At 60.8% G+C, this 22,370-nt stretch carries 20 protein-coding genes; 10 read left to right on the top strand and 10 right to left on the bottom strand.

The genetic code is table 11. From position 1 onward, the window contains the following. Position 1: 1 nt before the first annotated feature. Genes EOS_RS18965 through EOS_RS18950 form a run of 4 tightly spaced genes read left to right on the top strand, consistent with a single transcriptional unit; the run spans position 2 to position 3,797 of the window. Positions 2 to 799, top strand: coding sequence for an ABC transporter ATP-binding protein (locus EOS_RS18965; RefSeq protein WP_047848219.1), 798 nt, complete (start codon positions 2 to 4; stop codon positions 797 to 799). Between the two features lie 16 nt (positions 800 to 815). Then, on the top strand, positions 816 to 1,670 hold the full coding sequence (locus EOS_RS18960) for an ABC transporter permease (protein ID WP_047848218.1): 855 nt from the start codon (positions 816 to 818) through the stop codon (positions 1,668 to 1,670). Between the two features lie 40 nt (positions 1,671 to 1,710). Beyond that, on the top strand, positions 1,711 to 3,123 hold the full coding sequence (locus tag EOS_RS18955; protein WP_047848279.1) for a sensor histidine kinase: 1,413 nt from the start codon (positions 1,711 to 1,713) through the stop codon (positions 3,121 to 3,123). Further along, entirely contained in the window at positions 3,120 to 3,797 is a 678-nt protein-coding gene (locus EOS_RS18950; protein ID WP_047848217.1) for a response regulator, read from the top strand. The genes EOS_RS18955 and EOS_RS18950 overlap by 4 nt, the downstream gene beginning before the upstream one ends. A 15-nt stretch (positions 3,798 to 3,812) precedes the next feature. On the opposite strand, the gene EOS_RS18945 is transcribed toward EOS_RS18950, so the two are convergent. Together EOS_RS18945 and EOS_RS18940 are read right to left on the bottom strand one after the other, a co-directional pair. Continuing rightward, entirely contained in the window at positions 3,813 to 5,225 is a 1,413-nt protein-coding gene (locus EOS_RS18945; protein WP_053063964.1) for a sensor histidine kinase, read from the bottom strand. Next, entirely contained in the window at positions 5,212 to 5,895 is a 684-nt protein-coding gene (locus tag EOS_RS18940) for a response regulator transcription factor (RefSeq protein WP_047848216.1), read from the bottom strand. The genes EOS_RS18945 and EOS_RS18940 overlap by 14 nt, the downstream gene beginning before the upstream one ends. Before the next feature lie 153 nt (positions 5,896 to 6,048). On the opposite strand from EOS_RS18940, the gene EOS_RS18935 reads away from it, so the two are divergent. The 4 genes from EOS_RS18935 (at position 6,049) to EOS_RS18920 (ending at position 12,641) form a co-directional block, all read left to right on the top strand. Beyond that, positions 6,049 to 6,720 (top strand): response regulator transcription factor, encoded by a 672-nt coding sequence (locus EOS_RS18935; RefSeq protein WP_047848215.1) that lies wholly within the window; start codon positions 6,049 to 6,051, stop codon positions 6,718 to 6,720. Positions 6,721 to 6,829: 109 nt separating this feature from the next. Beyond that, the gene (locus EOS_RS18930; protein WP_053063963.1) at positions 6,830 to 8,323 is read left to right on the top strand and encodes an efflux transporter outer membrane subunit; all 1,494 of its coding nucleotides are present in this window, start codon (positions 6,830 to 6,832) and stop codon (positions 8,321 to 8,323) included. A 53-nt stretch (positions 8,324 to 8,376) separates the two neighbouring features. Next, complete coding sequence (locus EOS_RS18925; protein ID WP_047848276.1) at positions 8,377 to 9,534, top strand: efflux RND transporter periplasmic adaptor subunit; 1,158 nt, start codon at positions 8,377 to 8,379, stop codon at positions 9,532 to 9,534. Further along, complete coding sequence (locus EOS_RS18920) at positions 9,531 to 12,641, top strand: efflux RND transporter permease subunit (protein ID WP_047848214.1); 3,111 nt, start codon at positions 9,531 to 9,533, stop codon at positions 12,639 to 12,641. The genes EOS_RS18925 and EOS_RS18920 overlap by 4 nt, the downstream gene beginning before the upstream one ends. Before the next feature lie 125 nt (positions 12,642 to 12,766). On the opposite strand, the gene EOS_RS18915 is transcribed toward EOS_RS18920, so the two are convergent. Continuing rightward, positions 12,767 to 13,363, bottom strand: a complete 597-nt coding sequence (locus EOS_RS18915; protein ID WP_047848213.1) for an undecaprenyl-diphosphatase — start codon at positions 13,361 to 13,363, stop codon at positions 12,767 to 12,769. A gap of 169 nt (positions 13,364 to 13,532) precedes the next feature. Then, entirely contained in the window at positions 13,533 to 14,660 is a 1,128-nt protein-coding gene (locus EOS_RS18910) for a YncE family protein (RefSeq protein ID WP_047848212.1), read from the bottom strand. Between the two features lie 627 nt (positions 14,661 to 15,287). Here EOS_RS18910 and EOS_RS18905 point away from each other — a divergent pair. Further along, positions 15,288 to 15,947, top strand: a complete 660-nt coding sequence (locus EOS_RS18905) for a winged helix-turn-helix domain-containing protein (protein WP_047848211.1) — start codon at positions 15,288 to 15,290, stop codon at positions 15,945 to 15,947. A 181-nt stretch (positions 15,948 to 16,128) separates the two neighbouring features. On the opposite strand, the gene EOS_RS18900 is transcribed toward EOS_RS18905, so the two are convergent. Continuing rightward, entirely contained in the window at positions 16,129 to 17,091 is a 963-nt protein-coding gene (locus EOS_RS18900; protein WP_047848210.1) for a LysR family transcriptional regulator, read from the bottom strand. A gap of 92 nt (positions 17,092 to 17,183) precedes the next feature. Next, a complete protein-coding gene (locus EOS_RS18895) occupies positions 17,184 to 18,332 on the bottom strand; it encodes a porin (RefSeq protein WP_047848209.1) in 1,149 nt (382 codons plus the stop codon). Positions 18,333 to 18,667: 335 nt separating this feature from the next. Between EOS_RS18895 and EOS_RS18890 the strand changes: the two genes are divergently transcribed. Next, a complete protein-coding gene (locus EOS_RS18890) occupies positions 18,668 to 18,958 on the top strand; it encodes a DUF4148 domain-containing protein (RefSeq protein ID WP_047848208.1) in 291 nt (96 codons plus the stop codon). A gap of 217 nt (positions 18,959 to 19,175) precedes the next feature. On the opposite strand, the gene EOS_RS18885 is transcribed toward EOS_RS18890, so the two are convergent. The 4 genes from EOS_RS18885 to EOS_RS18870 all read right to left on the bottom strand — a co-directional run. Beyond that, positions 19,176 to 19,373, bottom strand: coding sequence for a hypothetical protein (locus EOS_RS18885; protein ID WP_152693146.1), 198 nt, complete (start codon positions 19,371 to 19,373; stop codon positions 19,176 to 19,178). A 339-nt stretch (positions 19,374 to 19,712) separates the two neighbouring features. Further along, positions 19,713 to 20,057 carry a cupin domain-containing protein gene (locus tag EOS_RS18880; RefSeq protein WP_047848206.1) on the bottom strand — a complete coding sequence of 115 codons (345 nt, stop codon included), beginning with the start codon at positions 20,055 to 20,057 and terminating at the stop codon, positions 19,713 to 19,715. Positions 20,058 to 20,087: 30 nt separating this feature from the next. Beyond that, a complete protein-coding gene (locus tag EOS_RS18875; RefSeq protein WP_047848205.1) occupies positions 20,088 to 21,077 on the bottom strand; it encodes a M14 family metallopeptidase in 990 nt (329 codons plus the stop codon). Then, positions 21,074 to 22,370, bottom strand: a 1,297-nt coding sequence (locus EOS_RS18870) for an NAD-dependent succinate-semialdehyde dehydrogenase (protein WP_047848204.1), incomplete at its 5' end; no start/stop codon positions are given. The genes EOS_RS18870 and EOS_RS18875, both read right to left, overlap by 4 nt.

The raw sequence follows: 22,370 nt of genomic DNA, 5'->3' as shown, positions 1-22,370 counted from the left end.
GATGAATCAGCCTTCCGTTCGGGACACGCCGGCAATCCAGTTCAATCATGTGTCATGCCGCTTCATTTCACCCGACGGCCACGCGACGCTCGCGCTACGGGACTTCAGCATGTCGGTGGCGAAGGGCGAGTTCGTCGCCATCGTCGGTCCGACCGGTTGCGGCAAGTCCACCACGCTCAGCATGATTACCGGCTTGCTGAAACCGACCACGGGCGAAGTGCGCGTGATGGGCCAGCCGGTGGACGGTATCGATCCGCGTATCGGTTTCGTGTTCCAGGCCGACGCAGTGTTTCCCTGGCGCACGGTGCTGGAGAATGTGGCGGCCGGGCCGCTGTATCGAGGGCGGTCGAAGGCCGCGGCGCACGACCTGGCGCATGAGTGGATTCGTCGCGTGGGACTGGACAAGTTCGCCAAACATTATCCGCATCAATTGTCGGGCGGCATGCGCAAGCGCGTGGCGCTGGCGCAGACCTTCATCAACAATCCGGAAATCTTGTTGATGGACGAGCCGTTCTCGGCGCTCGACATGCAGACGCGCACGCTGATGCAGGACGAACTGCTGCAGTTATGGTCGGGCAACGCGGGCTCGGTCGTGTTCGTGACGCACGACCTTGAAGAAGCCATCGCGTTGGCCGATCGCGTGTTCGTGCTGAGCGCCCGGCCGGCCACCCTCAAGAACGTGTACGAGATCGATCTGCCGCGCCCGCGCGTGACCTCCGAGATCCGCTATGAACCGCGTTTTGTTGAGATTTCGCGCCAAATCTGGCACGACTTGCGCGAGGAAGTAAAAATTGGGTAAGCAAGGAAGCTTGAAGATGAACGACCCGGCAGCAAGCGGCCATCCGGATCTGACGTCGCTGGCGAAGGATGAGCAGATCGCGCAACGGCGCATCAGGGCGCGCAAGTGGACCATTATCGCGTTGCGGATCGCAGTGCTGGTGTTTGTGCTGGGCGGTTGGGAAGTGGCGGCGCGCCAGAAATGGATCGATCCGTTTTTCTTCTCCATGCCGTCGCTGATTTATCAGCAGCTCGTTGAATGGTTCACGAACGGCACGTCGCAGGGGCCGCTGCTGGTTCAAGTCCTGGTCACGCTGGAAGAAACGGGCCTGGGATTTTTGATCGGCTCGGTGGCGGGTATTGTGTGTGGCATAGTGCTGGGCCGTAACAAGTTGCTGTCCGATGTATTCAGCCTTTACATACAGATCGCCAACTCCATACCGCGTGTCGTGCTCGGCTCCGTGTTCGTTATTGCACTGGGTCTCGGGATGGCGTCCAAGGTCGCGCTGGCCGTCGTGATGGTGTTCTTCGTGGTCTTTGGCAATGCGTTCCAGGGCGTGCGGGAAGCGGACCGGTACATGATTGCGAACGCGCAGATCCTGGGAGCCTCGAAGCATCAGGTGACCATGAGCGTCGTGATTCCGTCGGCGCTAAGCTGGATTCTCGCAAGCCTGCATGTGAGCTTCGGCTTCGCATTGGTCGGCGCGGTGGTTGGGGAATTTCTCGGTTCGAAGCAGGGCATAGGCCTGCTAATCTCGACGGCGCAGGGCGCGTTCAACGCAAGCGGCGTGTTCGCTGCCATGATCGTGCTCGCTGTGGTGGCACTCGCCGCGGATTATTTGCTGACCAGCCTCGAACGTCATTTATTAAAGTGGAAGCCGGCTGCGTTTTGACGTTCGCCGGACTCTCCACACGGAGGGGCAATTCACTGTGATTTCGGGCAGCCTGCGTGGTCGGTTGTTGTGGTGGCTTCTACTGCCCCTGGCGTTGTTCGTCGCGGTTTCCGGTGCGTTGTCCTATCAAAACATGCAGGAGACCGCGGACCTGCTCCAGGACAACGCGTTGTTGTCGTCGGTGCGTGTGATTGGCGAGGATATCGACTGGGACAACGGCAATATCGTCGTGCAGATCCCGCCCGCCGCACTGGAGTTGTTCGAGTCGCCCGAGCAGGACAATGTGTTCTACAGGGTCGAGGGCACGCAGCACCGGCTGCTCGCCGGCAATCCCGACCTGCGCTTGCCAGCCGGACTTTCGTCCGTGCCCGTGTTCTACACCACGACACTGGACGACGGGCGGCGCGTCAGGGCGGTTGCTTATGTTCGCCAGCTTTTCGACTCCGGGCGCACCGAAGAGGTCACGGTCGCGGTCGCGAAGACGCAGCGCTCACGTGACGCCATGGTGACGCGGCTTTGGCACCCGCAACTCATCCGCTTGTTCCTGATGCTCGTGCTGGCCATGTCCCTGGTCTACCTCGGGCTGACATTCGAGCTGCGCCCGCTGATGAAGCTCAAGGACGACGTCGCCGATCGCGGTCCGTTGCAGCTCGAGCCTATCCGCGCCGAGAACCTGCACTTTGAATTGAGGCCTATCGTCGATGCAATCAATCAATGCATCTCGCGCATGAGCCAGCAGACCGCCACGCAGCGCCAGTTCATCTCGGACGCGGCGCACCAGCTTCGCACGCCGCTGACCTTGCTCGACGCGCAGATCCAGTTTGCCCGGCAACGCGGTGGTCACGACGAACCGCTGTCCGATGCGCTCACCAGCATGCATACCAGCAGCCGCAAGATGACGACGCTGACCAACAAGCTGCTGCTGCTGGCGCAAGCCGAGTCGGTGACGCCATCGGGCGTGCAGGACCAGGTCGACTTGACGATGGTGATTGCCGGCGTGCTCGAACAGCTCATTGTGCTTGCGCAGAAGCGCGACATAGACCTTGGGGCGGAACTGGAGGAGGACTTGATTGTCATCGGCGACGAAGCGCTGACCACGGCGCTCGTCACCAACCTTGTCGACAACGCGTTGCGTTATACCCAACCCGGCGGTTGCGTGACAGTCACCGCCCAGCGCGATGAAGACAGGGTGATCCTGCGGGTGGTGGACAATGGCCCCGGCATCTCGGCCGAAGCGCGCAGTCGCGCCTTCGAGCGTTTCTACCGCGCGTCGTCGGATACGGAGGGCACGGGTCTCGGACTGGCGATCGTGCGCGAGATTGCGTACCGGCAGGGCGGAACAGTGGCGCTCGCGGCTGGCGCGGGAGGAATTGGGCTGGTGGTCACCGTCGAGTTGCGCACCGGGCGTGAGGAAACACGCACGGTCGACAAGACACTGAGGAGTGAAGCATGAAGCTGCTACTGGTCGAAGACAACGCCGAACTCGCGCGCTGGGTCATCAATCTGATGCAGGTTGAAAACTTCGCGGTCGACTGGGCACCGGACGGCGAGCATGCTGGCACGCTGCTGAGCACCCAACGTTATGACGCGGTGCTGCTCGACATGCGCTTGCCGGGAATTGGCGGAAAAGACGTGCTGGCGAGATTGCGCCGCAAGCGCGACAACGTGCCCGTGCTGATGCTGACCGCGAACGGATCGACGGATGACAAGGTCGCCTGTTTCGCCGCCGGAGCGGACGATTACGTCGTGAAGCCGTTCGACGCCCGCGAACTGGTTGCGCGCATCAAGGCGCTGATACGACGGCAGTCGGCGGGTGACCAAGGGCAGGAGATTGTTTGCGGCGACCTTCAGTATCTCTTCGACACACGCGAGTTCCGCGTGCGTGACGAGCTACTTACCTTGCGCCGCCGCGAGCATGCGATTCTCGAGACGCTCATCCTCAAGCAGGGCAAGACGGTCTCGAAAGCGACGCTGATAGAAAGCGTCTTCAGCCTCGATGACGAAGCAAGCGCCGACGCAATCGACATATACATCCACCGCCTGCGCAAGCATCTTGCGCACTCCACCGCGCGGATCATGACCTTGCGCGGGCTCGGCTACATTGTCAGGGAGCATGAGGAGAGCTGACGGGCGCGAGCCTCGTCAACTCGTGGCAGTCAGCGAGCTGGCCGCTTCCCGGCGGCTGCTCCTTGTATCAGGCGATTCGTGCGGCTTGGCCAACTGAACTTCGCAGCCAGACTCAACGTCCGGGAAGCGGATTTCCATGCCGTGCATCGCGGCTACCGCATTCGCCAGGCTCAGGCCGAGTCCGTTGCCGGGTGTATGTCGGCTCGCTTCACCGCGATAGAAACGTCCCAGCACGGCCTGGCGCTCCTCGACCGAGATGCCGGGACCGTCGTCGCGGATCGACACGCCGAAGCCGCTGGCGTCGCTGAACAGGCGCACGCAAACATGGCCTTCCGGCGGCGCGAACTTGATGGCATTTTCCACGAGATTGGCGAGCGCCTCAAACAGCAGGCTGGGGTCTCCATGCACTGGATAAGGCTCGGGCGATGACCGCTCCAGCACGAGCGTGATGTCCTTGTCCTCCGCTGCCGGCTCATAGAGTTCGACGGCATCCATTGCCACCGCCGCAAGATCCACCGGCTCGAAGCTCTCTCGCCGCACGCCGCTCTCGATCTCGGAGATGCGCAAGAGCGCATTGAAAGTGCGTAACATGCCGCCCGCTTCGACGATCGTATGGTCGAGCGCGGCGCGATATTCCTCCTTCGTCGTCGCGCGCCTTTGCGCCCGTTCAAGACCGGCTATCAGCCGCGTGAGCGGCGTGCGCAGGTCGTGTGCAATCGCGTCGCACACGCCCTTGACCTCGCGCATCAGACGCTCGATTTCATCGAGCATGCCGTTCACCACGCGCACTAGCCGGTCGAGATCGTCCTGCTTCGAACGCATGGGCAGACGCTGGCTCAGGTTGCCCGCGACGATTTCCTTGATGCTCGCGGTAACCGCATCCAGGCGGCGCACCGACCCCACGCCGATCAGCGCCGCGCCCAGCAGCCCGGCCACGAGCGTCAGCACCGCGGCGGAGAGCAGGGCGTGCACCAGTTCTTCATCGAAGTGATCGAGTTCGCGCGTGTTCTGGCACTGAAGCGCGACTCGTCCATCCGTGAAATGCGCGGCGATGCAACGGCCCGGAGGATTATGTTGCAGGCCATGTAGGCGCAGCGTGAACGGCGTGTCGAAGGCCGGAATAACCGGGCGCTCACCTGGATATCCGCCGGCCAGATGATGTCCGCTGGCGTCGAAAAGACCGAACGGACGTTGCGTGTGCGGATCGTACTTGTTCTGATTTTCGAAGCGGGCGACGAGATCGTCCGGATGCTCGCGAATCAGCTGAGCGTGCTCGCGGCGCAGCCACTCGTCCACACGCTCCGTCTCGAAGCCGGTGATCTCCACATACAGATAACCGAACAGGAGGATGGAGGCGAAGCCGAACATCGCGAGGAACAGCGTCGCGAGCCGGAAGCTTGTTGTGCGATGGAGTTCAGTCAGGCGCACGAAGCAGGTATCCCGAACCGCGCACGGTATGAATCATGGGCATCGACCCGGCGGGATCGAGCTTCTTCCTGAGACGGCTGATATGCACGTCGATCACGTTGGTCCGTTCATCGAGCCGATAATCCCAGACCGCTTCGAAGAGCATCGTGCGGCTGACCACCTGGCCCTGGTTCTGCATCAGGTACTCGAGCAGCCGGTACTCGCGCGGCAGCAAGGCCACGGGCCGCCCGGCGCAGGTGACTTCGCGCTTGAGCAGGTCGAGTTGCAGCGGGCCTGCGCGATATTCCTGCACGCTCGGCGGCGCGTCGCGGCGACGCATCAGCGCGTCCAGCCGCGCCGTCAGCTCGATGAACTCGAAGGGTTTCGTCAGATAGTCGTCGCCGCCCGCGCGCAGGCCGCGCACCCGCTCGTCGACCGCAGACAACGCGCTCAGGATCAGCACCGGCGTAACGACGCCTGCGCTGCGCAGCGACGCGAGCATGCCGAGGCCCTCCAGTCCGCCTGGGAGCATGCGGTCGAGCACGATCGCGTCGTAGGCGTTGGCGATTGCTAGCATCAGTCCCTCGCGGCCGGTTTGCGCGGTGTCGACCGCGCAGCCGTGGTCGGTGAGTGCCTCGACGATCTCGTCGAGGGTTTGAGCGTCGTCCTCGATAACGAGTACGTTCGGCATACTGTCTCCTGTTGCGGGTGTGCCCGGGCGGAACATTCGCCGCGCACCGCCTGTAAACTACCCTTTGCCATGGCAGTATGCCGCGCCGAACCGGTCGGGCATTTCGCCTCAGCATGAAAAAATTTTAATGCAAGCGCGCGAGGATAGTCCCGTATGCGGATTCTAGTGATCGAAGACGATGCGCGCGGCAGGCTGTTCCTGGCCCGCGGGCTGACGGAGAGCGGCCACATAGTCGATACCGCCGAGGACGGCGCCACGGGCCTCGTACTCGCACGCGAGGGGATCTACGACCTGCTGGTCACCGATCGGTTGCTGCCCGCTCTGGACGGGGTGGAATTGGTACGGCAATTGCGCGCGGGCGGGGACGTTACGCCGGTGTTGATGCTGTCGGCGGTCAGTGGGCTGAAGGATCGGGTAGAGGGCATCCAGGCCGGCTGCGACGATTATCTGGTCAAGCCTTACGCGTTCGCGGAACTGCTTGCGCGGGTCGAGGCGCTCGTGCGCCGGAGCAATCGGGGGCGCACGGGACACGTGTGGTCGTGCGCGGACCTTTCACTTGATACACGGGCCAGATCCGCTTCCCGGGCCGGACGAAACCTGAACTTGCAGCATCGCGAATTCCTGTTGCTCGAATGCCTGATGCGCCATGCCGGGCAGGTCGTGACGAGGAGCATGTTGCTCGAGGCGGCGTGGAATTATGACTTCGAGCCGCGCGGAAATATTATCGACATGCATATGCACCGGCTGCGCGCCAAGGTGGACCGCGACTTCCCGACGCCGCTGATTCGCACCGTAGTAGGCGCTGGTTACGTTCTGGGGGGCTGATTTTCGTTCCCCTCTCTCCCGCATTAAAGTTTTTTAATCATCGCGCGAAAGAGCTGACAGGACGGTCTCGCTACGCTTGCAACTTCATTGTTGCAAGAGACACTACTCCATGTCCGAACCGCCTCGTTCGGCGCTGTTGCCCGCATTTTGCCGCGCCGAACCGGTGCGTCCGGCCTGCGCGGTCGTACTGGCACTGGCGCTGCTGTTTTCCGGCTGTTCGCTCGTGCCCGCGTACAAGCGCCCCGATGCACCGCTCGCCCAACACTTCGACGGCGCCGCGTCAACCTCGCTCGCCAATACCACGCCGGTTCGAAGCGAATGGTGGCGCGCGTATCAAGACCCCGCGCTGAACGCGCTGGTCGAGCGGAGCCTGCAGAACAACTTCTCGCTGGCGTCGGCGGTGGCGACCGTCGAAGAAGCGCGCGGCAATGCAGAGAAAGCCGGTGCGCCGCTGTACCCGTCGCTGACGTTTGGGGCAACCTTCGACCGCAGCCATCAGGGCGGTGCCGGCGGCAAAAAAGGCTCGACGGGAAAGAGCCAGAGCGTCTTTCTCGAAGCCAGCTATGAAGTCGATTTCTGGGGACTGAACGCGGCGAATGCCAACGCCGCGATGCTGCTCGCGCGGGCATCGGAATTCGACCGCGATACGGTCGCGCTGACGCTGACGGCATCGGTAGCGAACACGTACTTCCAGATCCAGTCCCTGCGGCGCCGCGTGATGCTCGCACGCACCATTTCCACCGACGCCGAACACATTCTTCAATTGCTCATCGCGCAGAAGGACGCCGGCGTGGCGACGGAGTTGCAGATCCAGCAGCAGCGCAATGCGCTGGCCACGTTTCAGGCAAACGTGCCGGTCTTGCAGCAGCAACTCGATCAAAGCCTGCATTCGCTGGCCGTGCTCACAGGCAGCGCGCCCGAGCAAATGAACGTGGGCGACGTGCAGCTGAGCGCCATTCCCATCCCGGCGGTGCGGCCCAACTTGCCGTCGAGCCTGCTGGAAACGCGCCCCGATATCCGCTCGAAGGAAGCGACCCTGCAGTCCGCGAACTACAGCGTCGGCGCGGCACGCGCAGCGTACTTTCCGACTCTCCTGCTCACGGCCGACGGCGGCTTGAGCAGCGGTTCGCTGTCGCATTTCCTGACAAGCCCGTTTGCGAGCATTGCGACTTCCCTTGCTGCACCGATCTTCGATGGCGGCGCGTTGCACGGCCAGCTTCATGCGAACCAGGCAGCAGTGACCAAGGGCGTGGCGGACTACCGGCAGACGATCGTGACCGCGCTGCAGGACGTTGAAGATTCGTTGACGGCCGCGCAGCAACAGCAGCTTGCGGAAGCCTCCGATCAGACCGCCGCCGACGCAGCGCGCCAGGCCGCGACGCTCGCCGAGGCGCAGTACAAGTTCGGCACGGTCGACTTCCTGACGGTGCTCGATGCACAGCGCACGCTGTATCAGGCAGAGGACACGCTGGTGCAGGCACGGCTCTTACGGCTGCAAGCGTCGGTGGGTTTGTTCCGTGCTTTCGGCGGTGGTTTTGGCGTCACCGATTCCGCACCCCAGGCGTCCCCATCAAGTTCCCAATCGAATCCTGGCAACTCATGAAACAAGAAGACATTCCTCTTCAGCCGGAACCTCGCGGCCAAGATAAGCGGTCCATGCGTGCGCCGTTTATCGTGGCGATACTTGTCCTTATCGTGCTGCTCGGTTGGTGGCTATGGCCGAAACATCCGGTCAGCGCTCCGGCTGCTGCCGTTCCGGTCAACGCCGGTCACGCCACCTTGCTCGACTTCCCGATTCGCCTCGCGGCCGTAGGGACGGTCCAGGCACTCAACACAGTCGACGTGAAAGTACGGGTCGACGGACAACTGGCGCGCGTTGCGTTCAATGAAGGGCAGGACGTGAAGGCCGGGCAATTACTCGCGCAACTGGACCAGGGTCCGCTCACCGCACAATTACGGCAGGCGGAAGCCGCGCAGCGCAAGGATCAGGCAAGCCTCGACAACGCCCGCCTGGACCTTGCCCGCTTCTCGAAGTTGGTAGGCATCGGGGCGGCGACAACGCAAAGCGTGGACACCGCGAAGTCGCAGGTCGAGTCGTTCGCGGCAAGCGTCGCAGCCGATGCCGCGCTGGTCCAGAGCGACCGCCTGCAACTCGGCTTCACGACGCTGTACGCGCCATTCACGGGCCGCGTCGGCGCACGCGAGGCCGACCTGGGGGCGATCGTTCATCCGGCGGATACGACCGGCATTGTTACCGTCACGCAGATGGAACCGATCGAAGTGCTGTTCTCCGTGCCGCAGGACGGCTTGACCGACCTGCTCGCGGGACAGGCGAAAGCACCGCTGCCGGTGGACGTCTCCACGCGTTCGGGAAGCACAGAGCTCGCTTCGGGCTCACTGGTTTTCATCGATAGCCTGGTGGATGCCACCACGGGCCAGATCAAGCTCAAGGCATCGTTCACGAACCAGGACCGCAAGCTCTGGCCGGGCGAACTGGTCAACGCGCGCGTGCTGATCCGCACCGACAAGCAGCGCCTGGCCGTGCCCAGCCGCGCAGTGGTGAATACACAGAACGGCACGCAGCTCTACACGGTCGGTCCGAACGGGAAGGCACAGTTGCGGCCGGTTCAGGTCGGCGTCAGCGTGGACGGCATGACGGAAATTCGCGGCGGTGTCACGGCGGCGGACCTGATCGTCTTCGATGGCCAAAGCCGTCTGAATCCCGGCGCGCGGGTAGCGGCGAAGGTGGTAGCCGCAACGCCCGACACGGCCGCTGACGCCGCCAACACCGGCACCGTGGGCGATCCGTCATGAGCCTTCTCGAACGTTTCATCCAGCGCCGTATTGCGACGAGTTTTCTGGCTATCGCCGTGCTGCTCGTCGGCGCGGTCGCCTACTTCCTGTTGCCGGTCGCGCCGTTGCCGCAGGTCGACTTCCCGACCATCCAGGTTGTCGCGAAGTTGCCGGGCGCCAGCGCGGAGACCATGGCGACATCGGTAGCGACGCCGCTCGAACGGCAACTGTCGTTGATTGCCGGCATCACGCAGATGACCTCGTCGAGTTCGCTCGGCACGACGAATATTGCCGTCCAGTTCGATCTGACACGCGACATCAACGGCGCGGCGCAGGATGTGCAAACGGCGATCAACGCAGCCGGCGGCACGCTGCCGAAGAACCTGCCGAACCCGCCGACGTATGAAAAGGTCAACCCCGCCGATTTCACCTTGCTCTCGCTCGCGCTGACATCGCCTTCGCTGACGCTCACGCAGCTCGACGGTTATGCGGAAGATTATCTCGCGCAGCAGATCTCGCAGATGCCGGGCGTCGGTCTCGTCGACTTTCATGGACAGCAGCGTCCGGCCGTACGTATCCAGCTGGACCCCGACAAGCTCGCAGCACGCGGTCTCACGCTGGAAGACGTGCGTTCGATCGTGGGTGTGCAGACAGTCAACGCGCCTAAGGGGAGCCTCAACGGTCCCGACCGCTCGGTCGTATTCAACGCGACGGACCAGCTCACCACCGTCGATGGATACCGCGACCTCGTAGTGGCTTACAAGAACGGCGCGCCCGTTCGAGTGCAGGACCTGGGCACGGTCATAAGCGCGTCCGAAGACACGCAACAGGCCGCGTGGCTGCAGCATGAACGCGCGATCATCCTGGACGTGCACAAGCAGCCCGGATACAACGTTGTCCAGACCATTGCCAACATCAAGACAGCGTTACCCGCGCTCGAGGCGACGCTGCCGGCCGCTGCGCATCTGCATGTGGTGGGCGACCGGACCCAGACTATCAATGCGTCCGTCCACGACGTGCAGTTCACGCTGATGCTGACTGTCGGACTCGTGGTGATGGTGATCTTCTCGTTCCTGCGCAACCTCTGGGCGACCGTGATCCCGAGTCTGACGATCCCGCTCTCGCTGGTCGCGACCTTCGCCGTGATGTACGTGCTTGGCTACAGCCTCGACAATCTTTCGCTGATGGGGCTGACCATCGCGGTGGGTTTTGTTGTCGACGATGCGATCGTTGTGATCGAGAACGTGATGCGTCACATCGAGGAAGGCGTGCCGCGAATGCAGGCCGCTTTGCTAGGTGCACGCGAGGTCCGCTTCACGATCATTTCGATGACGATCTCGCTGATCGCCGTGTTCATCCCGATCCTGCTGATGGGTGGCATTGTGGGGCGGTTGTTCCGCGAGTTTGCCGTGACGGTGAGTGCGGCGATCCTGATGTCAGCAGTGGTGTCGCTGACGGTCACGCCGATGCTTTGCGGCTGGCTCATCCGCGCGCCGGGCACGGACGGCGGCCGGATGCGCAAGCTGGAAGTTTGGCTGGAACGGGGTTTTACGTGGACCGAGCGGCATTACGAGCGAGGGCTCGACCGGGTGCTTCGCCATCAGAAGATCATGCTCGGTGTGACGGTTGCAACGGTCATTGCAACGGCCGGGCTGTTCATCGCGATTCCGAAGGGCTTCTTTCCGCAAGAGGATTCCGGGCTGATCATGGGGGTGGCGCAAGCGGCGCCCGATATCTCGCCGCAGTCGATGGCGGCGAAGATGCAGCAGCTTGGGTCTATCATCGAGGCCGATCCCGCCGTCGACAACGTCTACTACTGGATCGGTGCCAATCCGACCGTGAGCCAGGGTCGCGTGATGATCAACCTGAAGCCGTTCGGGCAGCGCACGGACAGCGCCGGCAAAGTGCTGAACCGTCTCAAACCGAGGCTTGCCACAGTGATCGGCATTTCGCTCGCCATGCAGGTGCGCCAGGATATCCAGGTGGGCGGACGGATCAGTGCGGCGCAATATCAGTACACGCTGCAGGCACCCGACGTCAACTTGTTGAATCATTGGGCGCAGGTGATGACACAACGTTTGTCGGTGTTGCCCGAACTGACCGATGTCACCTCGGATCAGCAGGCGTCGGCGACTAGCGCGAACCTGGTGATCGATCGCAGCACCGCATCGCGTTTCGGCATCACGGCGCAAGCGATCGACGACACGCTCTACGACGCCTTCGGCCAGCGCCAGATCGCGACGCTGTTCACGCAGCTCAACCAGTATCACGTCATCGAGGAGGTCGATCCGAAGTTCCAGCTGACGGCTGACGCTCTCGCTCACCTGTACGTGCGCTCGCCGCTCACCAATTCGCTTGTGCCGCTGAACACGCTCGCGAAAGTCGAGAACACCGTATCGCCGATATCGGTCAATCATCAGGGCTTGTTTCCCTCGGTGACGATCTCGTTCAATCTCGCTTCGGGTCAGTCGCTGGGTAATGCGGTGAACGCCATTCATCAAGCGGAAGTAACGGCGGGCAAGCCGGATTCGCTAACCGGTACATTCCAGGGAACGGCACAGGCATTCCAGGCGTCGCTGAAGAGCGAGCCTTACCTGATTGCTGCCGCGCTCGTGGTGGTGTACCTGATACTCGGCATCTTGTATGAAAGCGCAATTCATCCGCTGACCATCATCTCCACTTTGCCGTCCGCGGGCGTGGGCGCGCTGCTCGCGCTGATGTTATGCGGCCAGGACCTGTCGATCATGGGCATGATCGGCATCATCCTGCTGATCGGGATTGTGAAGAAGAACGCGATCATGATGATCGACTTCGCGCTGGTCGCTGAACGGGAGCAGGGCTTGTCTCCTCACGACGCAATCCGGCAGGCATGCGTGCTGCGGTTTCGCCCGATCATGATGACCACGCTTGCTGCGCTGTTCGGTGCCTTGCCGCTGGCGCTGGGGCATGGCGCCGGCGCAGAGTTGCGGGTGCCGCTCGGGATCGCGATTGTCGGCGGCTTGATCGTCTCGCAGATGCTTACGCTGTTCACCACGCCGGTGGTGCATCTGTGGTTTGACCGGCTCGCACACTGGATCGACCGGAAGCGTGAGAGCAACGTGACGGCTGAAAGCGCGCCGGTGCGGTAGGGGGCGCTGGCCATTGATGTCTGGCCAGCTTGGTGGCGACCGGCAATTTGCAGCAGGTCGCCATTTGCTTTTTACGGATGCCGAAGATCAGCGGCGGACTTTGCGTCGAGTCAGGAACGCGCGGGTTATCGGGTCACCCAGCCGCGCCGGATCAGCGGTGCGAACAGCGGCCGGTAAGCGATCATCGCGGCGCGCACGACCGGAGCCGCGAACCAGCGTCCGGTGAGTGCGCACAGCCATGCACTGATTCCCGAGACCAGCGCGGCACCCACAATATCGAATGGGAAATGCACGCCGATATAGATCCGCGCCCATGCCATCGGCAGACCAATAAGCGCGAGTACCGAGCCCGCGCGGCGCGCTTCGGGGTGCATCAGGAGGCTGAAGGCGACCGCCCAACAGAACGTCAAATGGTCGCTCGGAAAGGATGAATCCGCTCCGTGCACGATCAACGTATGCCCCAGGCCGATCATGAACGGCCGGGGATGCGGCCACATCACGCCGATTATCTGCGCCGCCAGCAACGCCAGCAGTGCCGACGCGCTGGCTTCGATCAGCCGCTGCCGCAGGGTGTCGTTGCCGCGCAGCCAGCCCAGGACGAGCGTGGCGGGCACCAGCCAGATGGCGTATTCGCCGAACAGCATGGCCAATGCAACGACGTCGGAGTTCGGTTGCGCCGATGCATTGATCAGCAAGAAAAGAGTCTGGTTGAGTGCTTCCATAGCTCCGTCGATAAATTCGTGAATGACCCGCGAGCTTATCGAAGAAGGCTTAGTTGATGCTTATGACTTTTCTGATAAAGCTGTAATTTTCTGTTGCAGAATGAGAGTGATGGGGTGCAGCGAACCCAGCCTGAACGTCGGGTTCGCTGCTTGCCGGCATGCTATGCCATCAATGGATGGTCACGACCTGGATACCTCCGTTCGGGAACGCTGCGACGCCCGGCGCGAACGGCAAGTACGCTTGCCCTGTCGCACTGTCCACCGCCACCGAATGCGCGTTATTGCCAATGGCCAGCGTCGTGATGATCGAGCGGCTGGAGGCATCGACGAGGCCAAGCGTGGGAACGAAGTTGGACGCCGCCGCAATATTGTTGGTTTGATAGTGGCGCGCGGGCAGGACGTATCGATTTGTCGCACTGTCGTAAGCGATCTGATCCACGCCGCCGAACGGAACAGTGGCAAGCGTTGCGCCACTTGTCCGGTCCAGGATCAGCGTGATCAGCGGATTGCCGGGCAGGGGATCGCAACCGACGACCATGTCGTTGTTCGGACCGAGATCGAGTCCGGTCGGACTGCAGTGACCTAGCGGAAACACCCGGGTGACCGCGGGTGCGCCTGCTACGACCGCAGCCGCGGGAATGATGTTAACTTCACCCTCGGGGTTGGCCGTGGTGCCGTCGTTGTTAATGATGAAGTTCTTGTTTTTCGGATCGTACGCGCACGCTTCAAGGCCGCTTGAGCCGGTGAACGTGAGCTTCGACACAACGGCCTGCGTCGTGGTTGAGATGAACGTGACGAAGGGTGGAGAGTCGCCGGGGCTGGCGAACATGATGAGCTTGTCGTCCGGGTCGTAACAGCCTTCATCCACACGCGAACCGGACGTACTGATGGGAATGGTCTTTGTCACCTGCTGCGCCCCCACGTCTAACACTTTCACCGAGTTCACGTCGCCCACGTAAATGGTGTTGGTGCCCGGAATGCCCACTAGTCCGTCGGGACCCGACGCATTGCTGGTGGCGCCGATGCCGGCATAGGGGCCTTTGATTTGCGCGATCAACGTATTGGTCTTGGTATCGACGACGTCGACTGACGTATTGTTGCGGTCCGCCAGATAATACTTGCCCGAATCGGCGTAGCTAATGTCGAAGTTAAATGGCGGCGATGCCGAATTGGGAACCGAAATTGTCGAGACGATCCGGGGCCCATTGTTGGAGTTGTCACTTCCGCCGCAACCGGCAATAAGGGTGGTAATTGCAATCGCACAGAATCCCGCCGCGATCGACGTTTGTATCTTCATCGCTATCTCCTGAACCTGCTTTGGTTTTCGTGTGCCCTGCGTGTTTGAAGGCAGGACGCACTCGGTCTATATCGAGAAACGCCGAACTGGCACGGGCGTCACCGACACATTAACGCGCGGTTCGGCACTTGTAATAGGTGGAAACATTGGTCAGGGAAGGCCCGTGAAGTACGGGGTAATGATTGGTAAGAATTTATTGTTTTAATTCAAATGCTTGCGCGATTAAATATCAATTGTCATTTCTGCCTGTAGTTTTTGTATTTATTCATCAATTTTTGACTGACCCGGATATTTTATGGATGGGTGAATTATGTTTTAAAGCTTGATGTCGGGTTAGCGTAAAAATTCAATGATAATGATCATTCGGTATTTAATTCTTCAAACTCATGCGTCGCATCGGTAAATGTTTTTCGCTTAGCATAATACTTTGCCGGATTGCTTATGAGAAGCTTAAGCGAAATCGAATTTTATAATAAGGCAGGGTAATCCGCGTTCTGGTTGTTGCCGTCCGGTTTATGTCGAAAACGTAATCTTGCAGTCACTTTCACGTTATCCGGTCAACGCAACAATGCTTACAGCGGATCGACTTGTCCCGGTTAAAGGGACGTTCCTGGAGAGTCAAGGAAGATGCGAGTATTGCTGATGGACGCGGGCGAGCTCGACACCGACGTGTCGGTGTCCTTGCGCCGCGAAGGCTACCTGGTCGATTGTGTGCAGGGAAGGGAAGCGGCGCGGCGGGCGTTCGGCTGCGCGCACTATGATCTTGTTATTGTTGATGTCTGCCATGACAGGCGCGAAGGCATTGTCGCGTTGACGCAGTACCGGCGGCTTGGCGGGGAAGCACCAGTAATCCTTGTGACCGAAGCCGAGGCTATCGAAGACGCCTTGGTCGGGCTCGACGCGGGGGCCAACGACTACCTTTGCAAGCCCTTGGTCATGGGGCAATTGTCCATGCGGATACAGACATGGCTACGCCGGCATCGAATTGGCCGGACTCCCGTCTATACCCATGGTCTGCTTGAACTCGACCCGGCCGCTCGTAGCGCAAGCAAAAACGGCGTAGGCATACACCTCTCGCCCCGCGAGTTCACTCTGTTGCAAGCCTTGCTGGAAGAACCTAATCGCGTGTTTTCGCGGACCGAACTCGAGCAGCGGCTTTATAAGCGTGGCGAATCAATCCGGAGCAAGGCGGTCGAAGTGCACGTGCATTACCTTCGTCAGAAACTGGGTAATGACGAGATCATCACGATTCGCGGTAACGGCTATCGCCTCAAGATGCTGGCTTAAGAAGCCGTTGCGAGATTGTTTTCGCTCGCGCCGGTGGACGGGTTTCGGTGGGGTTGGCGGTTGGCGGTTGGGGGGGCGGGTTGCACGGGGTTTCGGGCGTCGTGGTTGGCGCTGGGTTGCTGCTGCTTAGGTCTGCGGTCGTTATATGTTGGCTAACCCCGAGCGCGAGCGAAAAATCCCCTCATTGAATCCTGGCGTCATTACTCCCAAGCGCCATGCGTGTCGAACGTGTAGGCCGGGCCAGGACAGCGTCCTCATCACGATACCGGTCTACAACGAAATCGATAAAAGACCGCACAACCTGAGTGATGAACGGCTGGCCCGAGTAAAGCATCCAGACCGTACGCTCATTGCTGTCGAGCTGGAAATCGCGTAGCAGAGCAACAAGCGATCCCTCGGCCAGCTCCCGCTCAACCAGAACGTTCGCAATGCGCGCAATGCCCAGACCGGTGACGGCAGCGCTTTTGACTGCCAGCAAGCTTTGGGTTGTCAGGATTGGGTTCAACGAAACCCGATGCGCGCCGTTGAGGTCCCTGAACTCCCAATAGCGGTTTGGCGCATCCGTTGCCAGCAGGATGTCATGTTCGGTCAAGGCAGCAGGCGTGGTCGGCTGCCCCCGGCGCGCGATGTAAGCCGGAGCGGCGACGACCACGTCATGCATGCGTACCAGCGGCCTGCATACCATCGAGGAGTCGCGCAGGCGCCGCTCAGCCGTGAAGCAAAGATCATAATTTTCCGCCGCGATCTCGTTGATCGTTTCATACACGGTGACATCGAAAGACACGTGCGGCTGCTCCGCGCGAAACGCGGTCAGAATCATCGCAAGCTTGCTTTGCGAGAATGAAGCGGGCGACGCGATCCTGAGGCATCCCACAGGGTGGGCCGTCGTCGAAAGAATGCGCTGCTCCATCGCCGTCAATTGCCTGAGCAGGTCCTGGCATCCTTCGAAATACGCCTGGCCCGCCGTTGTAAGCGCCACCCTCCGGGTAGTGCGATTGATCAGCCGGATACGCAGATGGTTTTCGAGCGTTGCTACGCTGCGTGTCACCACTGCGTTCGATATGCCGAGTTGGCGTGCCGCGTCGGCGAAGTTCAGGCACTCCGCGACCTTCGAGAAAATGCGCATCGAATCGAGCTGATTCATGACTTGTCATCCAGGGTCACCAACATTGCTGTTAGCTTGCAGCAGCGTTGGTGACGACAGACGAACCGCCCGATTACAAAATTGATATCTTTCTAGAAGACATGCCGCAGCCCGACGCGGCCGACAAACTGGTTCTGCGTCGATGACGGAGCGTCGGTGCCGGGAATAAAGGCTCCGTTAAGCGGCGCTGCCGAAGCGGAAACGGCCGAGACGTGTTGATACATACCCTGCACGTAGACGTCTGTCCGGAGCGACAGGTTGTAGTCCACCATCATGCCGAACTGGTTCCACTTAGGCTTGGAGTCTCCGGCAGAGCTGTTGAAATGACCCATCGTGTAGGTGTACATGGCCCCCGCGAAAAGATCCTTGGAGAACTGGTATTTGAAATTTGCTTCGAAGTTATCAAACTTCAACGAGCTCGCCGTGTTGGCAAAATTGCCGACATACGTGGATCCCGTAGCGTTGGTCAGGTCGGTATGCGAGTAGACCAGCCCCAGCGTCGCGGCGGACCCGATTGTATAGTTGACTCCGCCGCCCCAGACACGCTCGCGGCTCGCGAAGAAGTTAGTGTCATTTGTGGCGAGCGAGCCGCCCGTCGTCCCGCCCGGGTTGTTGATCTGCATGTACGCTGCCGCGACTGTCAGCGGACCCGCTGCATACTGTGCGCCGAGACTGTACGCGCGATTGTTCGCGAAGCCGCCGGCCTGATTGCTGAACCCGTACAAGCCGCCGAAGGTGAAGCCGCCATAGTTGTTGCTGGCGTACTTGACCGTGTTGTTGAGGCGGAACGAGTTGTCAGTGTTGTCGTTGTCCAGCGGGTGCGACATCAGGTAGCCCGCCCAATTTCCGTTTGCCGTCAGCGGCGCAAGGTAGTCGACAACCGAGTCGTACTGCCGGCCGAGGGTTACAGTGCCTAACTTCGCTGAGCTCAGGCCCACGTAAGCCTGCCGGCCAAACATGCGGCCTCCCTGGTTAAGGCTTCCAGAATTGACGTCGAAACCATTCTCAAGCTGGAATATTGCCTTGAGCCCACCGCCCAGATCCTCTGATCCTTTAAGGCCCCAGCGGCTTCCTTGAGCGTAGCCGCTCTGCAGTTGTTCGTTCGAATGACCTCCCACGTTACTCGTGTAGTTGAAGCCTTCGTCGATCACGCCGTAAAGCGTTACGCTGCTCTGAGCGAAGCTCGAAAGCGGACAGGAAAACACGCCCATTGTCGCGCCGGCGACCAATAGTTTTTTCATTTTCGATTCCCTTGGATGACTTCGATTTAATCGTGCGACACGGATCTTCGACGTCGTTGATCGAGGTCTCCGCGGCACGCCAGGGGAACTTTAAAATCGTCATAAATGGCGGCGACATGCAATTCTCTATTGCGAAAATTGCGTGGTGTCCGACCCACTATCGGCTGGACCACGAGTTGACCCGACCGTGCAGATAACAAGCTTGTAATCGCGGTGTCAGCGTAAGGACAGTGCTGGTTACGCAGAATGAAGTCCTGCTCATCACCACCTTAAGACGATGAGACACGGGCTTCAATCATGGTGACTGGAGCCACATTTCGCGAGGTCTGCTTATTATGAAAAACCTTATCTGCGCAATACTGGCTGCTGTTCTGATCGTTCCGGCTGTATCGTTCGCGCAAACCAGCAATGGTCCCGTTACGCGTGCCGAAGTACGCGCCGAACTCGTTCAACTGGAAAAAGCGGGCTACCAGCCTGCAGCGAAGCAGAATCATTATCCCGATGAGATTCAAGCGGCTGAAGCACGCGTGCAAGCAGCGGATAACGCTTACGCTTCGCATGGCGGCGCACCGGCAAACACGGCGGCTGCGGCCCCTGCGTCAATGCCGGTAGTGTCGGCTAACTAAGTTAAGTCGGCGAACCAAGCTGGGCAGGTCGCAAGAATGCGTGGAACCGCTGGCATGAATTGACCGCGGTTCAAAGCACGGCTCAGCGTTCATGAACGAGGTGCAGGAGGCACGGCTTCAGTCACGGCATGACCTGACCGAAGTCGTTAACCGCATCGATATAGTCGATGCGGTTTTCTCCTTGCAGCTTCACATGCGCAGTCTTGCAACAACGTGACTAGTTATAGCCAAGTATCGCCACGGCTGAAATGTCGGCACGATCGGACACGTTGCAAGCCAGCACGGTCATGGGCGCCTGAAGCATGGACATATAAGAAGAGCACTGCTTTTCGGCTTTGACACTCGCCTTGGAGATTTTGCTACGGTTTCCTGCGAGCGATGAGGTTACGGCATTGAGATGATTGAACGTCTTCATGTTGAACACCACTTCGATTATTTATCGGCGCAAACAACGGCGTGTCAGGTAGACGTATGCGCCCGATGGCGCGTTCCCGAGACTAAACACCGGACAGCCGAAGTTCGTGTTCTTCCAGTAAGCGCCAACTGCCAGGTTCAGGACATTGGTAGTGTCACCAATGCACCTGCTCAAGCCCGCTCTGGCTGGGGCTGCGTGGCATCAAACGTATGTTTAGGGCAACAGTATTGAAGACTCGCGAGCGCAAGGGGCCCGAGTTTGATCGGTTAGCGCCGCCAGCGCTAGTGTTTATCGGCCCATGGGGTCCATGCGCTCACATCACCTGGCGACTTCAAGTACTTAGAAGATCACATACACCTTGCGCATGGTTTCTTCCACTTCCCACAGCCCTTCCGTGTTCGCTTCGAAGAACAGCGTGTCGCCGCTGGCAAAGTGAATCGTGTCTTCGCCGTCCGGCGTAAAGCGGCCACGACCCGCGAGAAAATGCATCACTTCCGCCTGCTTGACCGAGCGCCGGTACGTTCCCGCCGAACATTCGAAAATACCGGTATCGATAGCTTCGCTGCCTTCGATCACGCGCTGCACGCCCGACACCTGAATCGGCGTCGTGCCCGGCAGGCCGGCTGTGCCCCAATTCTCGAGATTTTGCAGGCTGACGCTTTGTTTGATTTGCTGAACCTTCATGTGGACCTTTTCGATTCGTTATCCGTGATGTCAGACGGCAGTTTCCCGCTCTACCTTTCGCTCGATTTTCCCTAAGCGCACGACCGTCACGCCGGGACGCAATTGCCGCAACGACGGCATCACCAGCATGCAGTCGTCGTAAGGCGTGTGAATCGGCTCGCCGTTCGACCAGCCGATCAGGCTACCCGCCTCGGGGAAAATTTCCAGGCCGGTGTAAGGCGCGGCGAAGCGAAAATCCATGCTCTGGGCCACGACCGGTTGCGTCACGCGCACGACATGCATTGTTTGCGGCAAGGGGGCAAGCCAATCGCCGGGCAAGTCTTCACTGTCGACCACGCCGGACAGCAGCAGGAAACGCGCGGTGGTATCGCGTGCGACCGTGACGGCGCTGCGTTCCCAATGCTGTCCGCATTCGATCAACAGCGCGTTCTTGGGACTTTCGGCGTCGCCGAAACCCTCGTAGTCGCGCATCCGGCGGCCTTCGGGATGACCTTCGTCGCAGATCACCGTGGCCGGCGTGCCGAGCCGCAACGACAATTCAATGCCCTTATCCAACGGACCCGCGACAATCAGCGGCTTGCTGCGCTCGTGCATTGAATGGAGGTCGAGCAAAACGTCCACGGTATCGATGACCGGGCGCATCTCGCGAGCCCGCGCGAGCTCGCTGGACGTACGCGATGTGTCGTCGAGTACCTTGCTGGTCCATACGCGGTTGAAGTCCTGATCGACGAAACGGGCGGCGTCGGGCTTCGACGGATCGAAGCTGGCATACGCCGCGACGTTCGCGAACGAGAGCGTCAGGCGGCCGCGCCGTGGCCGCAGTTTCAGGCGCAACAATGCATCCACGACAATCGCGCCGCACACTTCATTGCCGTGCGTCAACGCGTTGATCATCACGTGCGGACCGGGCACGCCGGAGTCGAAGGTGTGCACATAGGGAGTGCCCGACCCGGACTCTTTGTGGATCGAGATATCGGGGAACGTGACCTCGATCGGATAATGTTCGGCTGGCGTGCTCATGCGAGATTCCCCTGGCACAGATATTTGATCGACAGGTAGTCGTCGAGGCCGTATTTCGATCCTTCGCGGCCGTAGCCCGATTCCTTCACGCCGCCGAAGGGCGCTGCTTCGCTTGCCAGCGCGCCTTCGTTGATACCGACGATGCCGGCTTGCAACGCGCGCGAGACGCGGTCGATGCGACGCACATCCTGGCTATAGAAATACGAAGCGAGGCCGAACGGCGTGTTGTTCGCGGCTTCGACGGCTTCGGCTTCGTCGTCGAAACGGAACAGCGGCACGACTGGCCCGAAGGTTTCTTCGCCGCACAGGAGCATCTCGTGGGTGGCGTCGGCGAGTACGGTCGGCGCGTAATAATGCGGGCCGAGTTCGGGCAGGCGCTTGCCGCCGGCGAGCACGCGCGCGCCGTGGGCGAGGGCGTCGTCGACATGGCGCGCAATCTTGTCGAGTGCGCGGATGTTGATCATCGGACCAATCTGCGCGTCGGGGTCGGTGGCCGGTGCAACCTTCAGTTCGGCTACGCGGCGGCTCAGCATGTCCGCGAATTTGTCGTACACGCCAGCTTGTACATACACGCGATTAGGGCACACACAGGTCTGGCCGCCATTGCGAAACTTGGCAGCAAGAAGGCCGGTGACGGCGGCGTCGAGATCGGCGTCGTCGAAGACAATGAACGGTGCATTGCCACCGAGTTCCAGCGACAACTTCTTCAGCGTTCCGGCCGATTCACGCGCCAGGTATTTGCCCACCGGCGTCGAACCGGTGAACGTGATCTTGCGCACGCGCGAGTCTTCAAGCCAGTCAGCGACGGTGGCCACGGCGTGATCCCGCGAAGCCGTGATGAGGTTCAGCACGCCCGCCGGCACGCCCGCTTCGTGTGCCAGCAGCACTAGTGCCGAGGCAGTCAGCGGTGTGTCTTCGGCGGGCTTCGCGACGACCGTGCAACCGGCCGCGAGCGCCGGTGCGATCTTGCGCGCGATCATGGCGAGCGGAAAATTCCACGGCGTGATGGCCGCGACAATGCCGATAGGTTCCTTCACCGCGGTCATGCGCTTGCCGCGCTGCTGCTGCGGAATGATGTCGCCGTAGATGCGCGTGGCTTCGTCGGCGAACCATGCGACATACGACGCGCCATACGCCACTTCGCCCCGGCCTTCAGCCAGCGGCTTGCCCTGTTCCAGCGAGATCAGCGCGCCGAGCGCGTCCTGGTTCGCCATGATCAGCGCGTTCCATTTATGCAGGATCGTTGCGCGCTCTTTCGGCAGCAAGTCGCGCCAGGCGGGCAGCGCGCGGGCG

Origin of the sequence: Caballeronia mineralivorans PML1(12), assembly GCF_001028175.1 — a bacterium.
In the GTDB taxonomy this organism is placed as follows: domain Bacteria; phylum Pseudomonadota; class Gammaproteobacteria; order Burkholderiales; family Burkholderiaceae; genus Caballeronia; species Caballeronia mineralivorans.
Note: the sequence above shows the minus strand (reverse complement) of the source record. Positions and strands in the feature narration are given on the sequence as shown.